This window comes from Pisciglobus halotolerans (assembly GCF_900113675.1).
In the GTDB taxonomy this organism is placed as follows: domain Bacteria; phylum Bacillota; class Bacilli; order Lactobacillales; family Carnobacteriaceae; genus Pisciglobus; species Pisciglobus halotolerans.
The window spans coordinates 155981-164356 of sequence record NZ_FOQE01000002.1 but is presented as its reverse complement, the minus strand read 5'-3'; the positions used below and the strand labels follow the sequence as shown (position 1 = coordinate 164356).

Genomic DNA, 8376 nt, shown 5'->3' with positions numbered 1-8376 from the left:
TGAAGTTTCTGAAAGTTGCTGGGAAATTAGTCCAAACGGGTAGACGAGTCTATCTCAAATTATCTAGTTATCATGTGTATCAGAATGAATTCTACAGGGTCTTTGCTCGCCTGAGGCGAGCCAGTCAATGGATCTAATCCAACAATCTAACGATTTTTTTACTGGGAAGTTATCCAGGGAGAAGTATGCTCAAAATGCCTTACACCCAAAATTTATTCCTCAATATTTTTGAACAGTGAATGTTTGAAGTAACTTTTTAGTCAAAATCAGTTGATAGGGATATTAGTGATACATATTTCAATAAAATGTGCCAAAGAATTAAAGCTATGAATTATTCAGGATAAAAGCAGGTTAAGGCAAGTTATTGAACAAGTTCTTAAACCATATGACCCAGATAATGAACTTTTGGATAACTTAGCCCTTCATATGAGAGCATCAATAAATAGAATGAAAGAGAATATTTCTATTCGAAATGCGTATAAAAATGAAATTAGAAAAGCATTCATTCAATCATACGAAATAAGCAAAGATTTTGTGAGTCAAATTTCAAAAATTTATCATGTTAAGTTTACAAGCGATGAAATTTCCTATATTGCTTTGCATATTCAATCCTTTTTAGAAAGAAAAAGGAATAGGAAAGTAAATGTTTTATTAGTTTGTGCAAGCGGTTTAGGTACATCAAAATTACTAAAGCAACGAATAAAATTCGCTTTTGGAGATACTATCCAAATCGACAATGTTTTAGGTATTAATGAATTAAATAGCACACATGCAGATAGGTTGATTATCAGTACAATTCCTATCAAAGATAAACGTTTTAAATCAATCACTGTGAGTCCAATCATTTCAGAAAAGGATCTAAGAAAAATAGATGATTATGTATTACCACGTAATAAAGGTAAAGCATTCGTGAACCTAACTAATGAAAAAAATTTCTTTATTTCTTATTCTGATGACCAAAACCAAAATGATGTGCTTAAATTAATAACTGATAATTTAGTTTATTATGAACAAGCCAAAAAGGGTATTTATGAAAGCGCTATTCAGAGAGAGGAGCTATCTTCAACTGTTTTGGACCACTATGTCGCTATGCCTCATAGTACAATCGAGTTTATTAAAAGGCCTTCAATTAGTATTTTTATTAATGCAAACGGAATAAATTGGAATGGAGAAAAAGTGAAAATTATTTTCTTTTTTGGAATTAATCAAGAAGTACTTGATAATTTAGATGATATTTATAAATATTTTAATGATTTAATCTCAAATAGGTTAATTCTAAATAGAATTACAAAGGTGAGTAGCTATCAAGAGTTAATAGATATTTTAAAGGAGTTGTAGACTCATGAGTGAAATAAAAATCAAAAAAGAAAATATTATATTAAATTTAGAAGCCAACAATAAACAAGAAGTTATCTTAGAGTTGGCTAGTAGGCTAGAGAAGAATGGATATATATTAAACTTAGAGGAGTTTGTTCATCAAGTTATAAATAGGGAAGAACAAATATCAACTGGAATAGGAAAGAATATAGCGATTCCACATGGAAAAAGTTCCTTTGTAAAGGAATCTACTATTTGTGCAGCTAAATTAAATAAACCTATTAAATGGAGTTCTATGGATGGGGAACCTGTAGAGATAGTCTTTTTACTAGCTATTAAGGGTAGTGATGAAGGCGATAAACATTTAAGGATTTTAGCAGATTTAGCAGAGAAATTAATGGATGATTTATATGTAAAAAAAATAAAAGCAACAAATGATTTTGAACAGTTTTATAGCGCACTACAATTTTAATTAATAGGAGAGAAAAATTATGACAAAAATAGTAGCAGTTACAGCTTGTATCGCAGGTTTAGCCCACACTTACATGGCAAAGGCCAATCTTGAAAAATTTGCAAAACAAAAGAATATTGAAATAAAAGTAGAAACACAAGGAGCCATGGGGATCGAAAATAAATTATCTGAAGAAGATATCAAAGAAGCAGATGTTGTTATTTTTTCTGTAGATACGAATGTAGCAGACAGAGATAGATTTGAACATAAAAAAATATTAGAAGTAGGAACTTCCGAAGTAATTAAAAAAGGGGAAGAAGTAATAGGTAAAGCGATAAATATGGCCGAAGGAGAGAAATAGATATGAATATAAAAAAGTTCGGGAAAGAATTAACTAGACACTTTCAAAGCGGCGTTTCATACATGATTCCTTTAGTAACAGCAGCAGGATTGTTAACTTCTCTTGCTGTTATATTTGGAGGACAAGAAGTATGGGATACCACAGAAACATTTTGGGGCGTTGTAAGAATGATAGGACAGACTGGTTTAGGTTTTATAGTTCCTATGATTTCTGGATATATTGCATATTCAATTTCAGATAGGCCAGGTCTTGCTCCAGGGTTTGTAACAGGTATAGTAGCAAATGAAATGGGTGCAGGATTTATTGGTGGAATGGTAACAGGTATTCTGACAGGGTATTTAGTTAATTTACTAAAAAAGATGCCTATTTCACCAAAAGTACAAACCTTAAAAAGTATCATCATTATTCCTTTTATTACGACAGCTGTCGTAGGACTAGCAATGTGGTATGTTATCGGAGTTCCAATTACAGCTATGACTGAAGGTTTAACAAATTGGTTAAATGGTATGTCTGGAGCTAATGCAACCTTCTTAGGAGCTTTATTGGGTGCGATGATGGCATTTGATATGGGAGGACCTATTAACAAAATCGCCTATGCATTTGGTACTGCCTCATTTGCTTCAGGAAGCTATGCAGCAAGTACTGCAATGTTATTAGGAATAGGCATACCACCATTAGTTATGTTCATTGCAACATTATTGAATAAGAATTTATACTCTGACGCTGAAAGAGATAATGGTAAAACTGCTATGATTATGGGACTTGTTGGCATCACTGAAGGAACTATTCCGTTTGCTGTTGCTGATCCTTTAGCTGTTATACCAAGTATTGTTGTCGGAACCGCTGTTAGTGGAGGAATAAACGCCTTTTTTGGTGTAACCCACCAAACAATGTTGTCTACATTCATGGCAATTCCTTTCACTTCTAATGCAATTATTTACGTTATTAGTATTCTTATAGGTGGCGTGGTAGGTGCTTTAATGGTTAATGTTATAAAAGATTTAAAAAAACGTCGAAAAGAAGAGACGACTGAATTACAAGGAGAAGATAATAGATGATAAAAGCATATCTTGTACAACATACTCACTGGGATAGAGAATGGTATTTTACTACTGAAGATGCCAAAGTGCTTAGTGATCAAGTATTTACTGAAGCATTAACAGAATTAGAAAAAAATAAAAATGTTAATTTTTATTTGGATGGCCAGACTTCCATTGTGGATGAATATGTCGAACTTAATCCAGAAATGCTACCTTTAATTAAAAAATTAAATAAAGAAAAGCGCTTATTTATTGGGCCTTGGTTTACACAAACAGATGCGTTATTAGTAGACGCTGAATCTATTTTTAGAAATTTAATCATTGGGATTAATGATACAATTGATAAATATGAGAAACCTTCTATGCTTGGTTATTTGCCTGATACCTTTGGCTTTAATGCTCAAATGCCAACATTATTAGTTCATGCAGGAATAGATAATATTCTTTTTTGGAGAGGAACTGATTTTGAAAAACTAGTCCAATCACCTTATTTTAAATGGAATGGATTAGGTGAAAAAGAGATTATAGGCATTAACTTCCCGTTTGGTTATATGACCGGTCTTCTTACAGAAGATGCATTATCTAATCCCAAAGAATTTGTAACGAATAAATTGGATCCTTCTATTAAGTTCTTATCTGATAACGGCAATCATGATACTATTTTGATTCCATCTGGTATTGATCAAAAAAATATGGTTATGAATTTTGATAAGACTATAGATGAAATCAATAAGATGAGCAACTATGAAAATTATGTCGGTGATTATGAATTCTTTGTTGATCAACTTCGTCAAAAAGATTATTTACCTAAGTACAAGGGCGAACTAAGAATGCCTAAATACTCTCGTGCACATAGAACAATTGGTTCTGTACGGACGGATTTAAAATTAAATAATTTTTATTTAGAACAAGTTCTTTTAAGAAGAATAGAACCTTTAATGGTTATAGCTAAAGATATTGGAATAAATATCAGTTTAGGGCTCTTGAAAAGATTATGGAAAAAAGTTCTAGAAAATCAAGCTCATGATAGTATAGGTGGTTGTGTTTCTGATAGCGTCGCTAAAGATATCTATCATAGAATAAAAGAAGCTAAGGAAATCGCTGAAGGAATTGAAAACTTAATTGTTAAAAAAATTGCCGATCAATTAGAATTAGCCCATAATGAAGTTTTGGTGTTTAATACAGATCCATATTCGTATTCAGGTACTAAAGTAGTTCATATAACGTCTAGAACAAAAAATATTAAATTTGAAAGTAGTGCTACGAATATATTAGTGGAAGAAAAATACTATCCAGAACGTCATAATGTTCAAAAATTAGTAGCCTCTGGTTTTGATTATATTACAGAGCCAGCATACTATGAGCTGGACATCATGATTGACGTTGACCTACCGCCTATGGGCTACTCTGTTGTTACCTTTAAAGAAGATGCAGAGCCGCTAATTGAAGAAAAGATAGTAGAGGAAAACAGTATAAACAATGAGTTTTATATTATTACATTTGAAAAGAACGTACTGATACTTGAAACGCAAAATGGCAATAAATATGAAAACTTTGTTTATTTAGAAAACCAAGCTAATGATGGGGATACGTATGATTTTTCTCCTCTGTTAAATGATTCTCCAATTAAATTAACTTTCGAAACTGCAAAAGTGGCAAAACTTCCAGATACTGACACTTTGATTTTAAGTGGTAAAAAAGCGTTACCTAAAGACTTAGCCGATAGAACAAACAATGAGCCAGACACTGAATTAGTGAAGTATGAAGTTCACTTGAATCTAAGGAAAGACAGTCAATTAATTGAAGGTAAAATTTTTATTGATAATCAAGTATTATCACATAGGACGCGCTTGGTTTTGAATACAAAGGATAGCTCAGAAAAATCTATTTCAAAAATTCAAAATGGCTTTATAGAAAAACAACCTCAATCAATTGAAGAAAACTGGGCAGAAAAGTATTCTGAAAAGCCTGTTAATGTTGAAATTTTTGACAAATCTGTTTCTGTAGAGAATTCAAAAGAGACAGTGACTGTATTTGCAGATGGATTGAAAGAATTCGAAAGAGTATCAGATAAATTATACATTACTCTTTTTGCAACTACAGGACAATTAGGTAAGCCTGATATTGCATGGAGACCTGGTAGAGCTTCTGGAGATACAACAAATGAAGGACATATTATGATGTCTACACCTATGGCTCAAGAAATCGGAATGTATGAAGTAAGCTTTGCAATTTTAGTTGAAGATGGAAAAATTAATGAAGAAAAAATTAGCAAAATTGAATTTCAAAGACTAGCTCAATCCATTTCATACCAAAGACAAAATTTAAATAAATTTGTTCACCGATTAGATAATAAAATTTGGCCAACAAACAATGAGATTTTAGTAAAAAGAAGTTACTCACTGTTTGAGTTGCCCGAAAATTTACTCGTCTCAGCAATCTATCCCTCATTTAAATCCAGTACACCAAACACATACGTTATTAGATTAGCAAATCCAACTTCTCAGAAAATAAGTATTGAAAGTAATATTTTAAATAATTTTGAAGTTGTAGATGCTATTGAAAAACCAGTCAAACAATGCAGAGACATAGCACCATATGATTATGTTACAATCAAATCTAAGTTAAAATAGAGTTTTATTTTTAAATATTAAATTCAAATTTCCATTTGTAAAAAATAGAGCTGAATCTCAAGTTGAGAACAGCTCTATTTTTTATAATACGCAAATTGTAAAATTAAATTAGACAACTAAAAAAGCCATTCGTGGTACACTCAGATTGTATTTCCGACCAAAGAAAACAGAGGAGTGATCACGAATGACCTATACCCATCTTATCACGAACGAATGAGTTTTAATAGAATCTTATTACCAAAATAAAGTTTCTGTTCTCAAGATTTCTCAGTATCTGAAGCGTTCGAGACAAACGATTCAGATAGTCATTTCATTCTTTAAAGAAGGCCGTACAAGCTTAGATTACTACAAGAAATACAGGGTAAACAAGAAACGGTGTGGCCGGCGGGAAATCGTTTTATCTGAAGATCAACAAACCTCTATTAAAGAGAAAGTTAGTCAAGGCTGGACTCTAGATATGATTATCGGCCGAGGTGAAAAAACGATTGATTGTTCTATTCGAACAATTTATTGTTAGTTTAAAGAAAACCTATTCGTAACGACAACACTTCCTCTAAAAGGAAAGAGGAAACCCAATGGACATAGAGAACGCCGAGGAAGACAAGCTTTCAAACGGAATATTGCGGAACGAAAGACTGTTTTTCCAAAATTCCAAACCAAGATCAACTACTTAGAAAGCGACACCATTATCGGAGTCTAGTGAAATTATAGAAAAATTAAGAACGGTTGTAGATAGTTACACTAATTATTACAAAAATGTGCGTGGACAGCTGAATCTAAAAAAAGCCCCCTGTTCGTTACAGGGAGCAGTAAACTGGACCCTATAAAGTAGACGCTTTAAAAAGCTATCTACTTTTAGATCCAGTTTTTAGTTATTCTTTTTCCAAGTTTCTCTTATGAACATTGCTTGAAAAGCATCTAGTTTAATAGGTTTTATATATTTTCCGCTAACAGAAACAAAAAACGTATCGAAATTGTCAGCAAAAATAATTGTCTCGTTTTTATTGTATGTCTCGAACATACAAAAAGCGTAGATGGTTACTTTGAAATCGTATTGTTCCTTAACGTCAGTAAACTTTATTAGGCTTGTAAAATAATCATGGATTTGTTGATCTTTGCTGCCTTTAATGAACGCTTCATTGATAACTAAGATAGCCTCAGTACTACCCATGTATATATCCAACTCAAATCCATTTTTCGTTTTCCTTACTTTTTCAATTAACGCACTAAGCTGAAAAAGTTTACCTTCCTCCGCTTCAGAAATCTGATTCAATTCCAAAGGCTGAATTCGTGGTCCATAAACTCTATTGCTTCCTTTGGCTTCTTCAAGTGTTGGAGCATCTTTTCCACCTAGCACAGCTGCTTTTCCTAGGATGGCTTTTGTATTTCCATTTTTTCTTTTTATGGGACTTGATTTAAATGGTTTTCCATTAACAGCTTTATCCGTTCTTTTTTTGAAAAAGTACATTATTCTGCGTTTAACATCTTTTTTGTCTAAAGAAACTGCAATTTTTTCATTCATTTTGATTCTTTCTTTCAACTCTTCTTTGCTACGGTATATGTAACAGCTTTCGCTATGATCACTATATTTAACTGTCCTGAAGTGATCATGCTTGCCTGAGCTTCCTGAGACAAAAGAAATTTTTGCTTCACAACCTGGAGTATTGCACTGTAAGTGTTGTTTAATTTGAACATGATTTTTATGTTCCGCAACTTCTTTTACATTCATAACTTGCTTATTACTTGTACATAGAACTTCTTTAATTTGCATTTAAATGCTCCTTTTCATGTGTTTTAAGATAAAAAAGAGACAATTTTTAATGAGAATGGGTTGCTAAATACTTTTGTAAAGGTATAATAATTTTGTAGATGGTTTTGAAATAAAGCTAACACATAGCGAACGTCATTTTATAAAGAATGTCTCTAGAACGAAAAGGACGGCAATCCTTTTCGTTCTTTTTTATCTATAAAAGAATTATAACACTTTATATTTTTTTGTGCAACGAATAAAAGCAAAATAAACACTTTTAAGAGTGTTTTATCAAAACTAAAGGTTATCTACCATTTCAAGCTAAAAGCTTCATTTTGCCCCTTATATTTGTTTTTTAAAGGTTGGTTGGTTGAAGCTGACTTACTGTTAACTAAAAACGTCTTTTGTTATTTTATTGAGAGATATAGTTATTTCTCTGAACGAGCGATAGAAAGTATTTAAAATCAAATTAGAATATTGCATTAAGATTTTTCGTCTAATTTGTGGATTAGCCTTGTAAAAGCATTCTTTGTTAAATATTTTGATTTTTTATATCCTTCAGGTTTACGCAGCAAAGCTGTTTTTTTATTTTTTAAGAAGTAACAAAATTAAAACTTTTTTGTGTTTTTGTTAGAACACATTTTTTACAATCGGCGTTTTGAAATTTACTGTATAAGTTCAATTTATTTCCAAATTATCATTTAGATAGAAGAGGATAAACCTTTATAAAAAAATTATACTTATAGATAAAAATAAAGTCAGTGTACTTAAAAAAGAATGGAATCAAATATAAAAGAATTCTGTTCACTCATTCTCTCCCACAT

At 31.6% G+C, this 8376-nt stretch carries 7 protein-coding genes and 1 pseudogene; 7 read left to right on the top strand and 1 reads right to left on the bottom strand.

Features of this window, described 5'->3' with window-relative positions; all coding sequences use genetic code 11:
- From BM057_RS11515 to BM057_RS11880, 7 genes and pseudogenes are all read left to right on the top strand, one after another.
- A partial coding sequence (locus BM057_RS11515) for a transposase (protein ID WP_177186144.1) occupies positions 1–137 on the top strand: 137 nt, incomplete at its 5' end.
- Between the two features lie 193 nt (positions 138–330).
- Positions 331–1338 (top strand): BglG family transcription antiterminator, encoded by a 1008-nt coding sequence (locus BM057_RS01545; protein WP_342708077.1) that lies wholly within the window; start codon positions 331–333, stop codon positions 1336–1338.
- Positions 1339–1342: 4 nt separating this feature from the next.
- Positions 1343–1789 (top strand): PTS sugar transporter subunit IIA, encoded by a 447-nt coding sequence (locus BM057_RS01540; RefSeq protein WP_092090997.1) that lies wholly within the window; start codon positions 1343–1345, stop codon positions 1787–1789.
- A 19-nt stretch (positions 1790–1808) separates the two neighbouring features.
- Positions 1809–2129, top strand: coding sequence for a PTS fructose transporter subunit IIB (locus BM057_RS01535; protein ID WP_092090995.1), 321 nt, complete (start codon positions 1809–1811; stop codon positions 2127–2129).
- Positions 2130–2131: 2 nt separating this feature from the next.
- Positions 2132–3187, top strand: a complete 1056-nt coding sequence (locus BM057_RS01530) for a PTS fructose transporter subunit IIC (RefSeq protein ID WP_092090993.1) — start codon at positions 2132–2134, stop codon at positions 3185–3187.
- On the top strand, positions 3184–5802 hold the full coding sequence (locus BM057_RS01525) for a glycoside hydrolase family 38 N-terminal domain-containing protein (RefSeq protein ID WP_092090991.1): 2619 nt from the start codon (positions 3184–3186) through the stop codon (positions 5800–5802). The genes BM057_RS01530 and BM057_RS01525 overlap by 4 nt, the downstream gene beginning before the upstream one ends.
- 223 nt (positions 5803–6025) lie before the next feature.
- Positions 6026–6499 (top strand): annotated as a pseudogene (locus BM057_RS11880) (transposase); the annotation flags it as partial.
- A gap of 171 nt (positions 6500–6670) precedes the next feature.
- Here the strand turns inward: BM057_RS11880 and BM057_RS01520 are convergent.
- Positions 6671–7573: a hypothetical protein gene (locus tag BM057_RS01520; RefSeq protein ID WP_092090989.1), complete on the bottom strand. Its 903-nt coding sequence runs from the start codon at positions 7571–7573 to the stop codon at positions 6671–6673.
- Positions 7574–8376: the final 803 nt, after the last annotated feature.

What these genes read in the sequence shown, in the direction of transcription:
- BM057_RS01540 (WP_092090997.1), top strand. Translation starts at nt 1,343, where the DNA reads ATGAGTGAAATAAAAATCAAAAAAGAAAATATTATATTAAATTTAGAA.
- BM057_RS01535 (WP_092090995.1), top strand. Translation starts at nt 1,809, where the DNA reads ATGACAAAAATAGTAGCAGTTACAGCTTGTATCGCAGGTTTAGCCCAC.
- BM057_RS01530 (WP_092090993.1), top strand. Translation starts at nt 2,132, where the DNA reads ATGAATATAAAAAAGTTCGGGAAAGAATTAACTAGACACTTTCAAAGC.
- BM057_RS01525 (WP_092090991.1), top strand. Translation starts at nt 3,184, where the DNA reads ATGATAAAAGCATATCTTGTACAACATACTCACTGGGATAGAGAATGG.
- BM057_RS01520 (WP_092090989.1), bottom strand. Translation starts at nt 7,573, where the DNA reads ATGCAAATTAAAGAAGTTCTATGTACAAGTAATAAGCAAGTTATGAAT.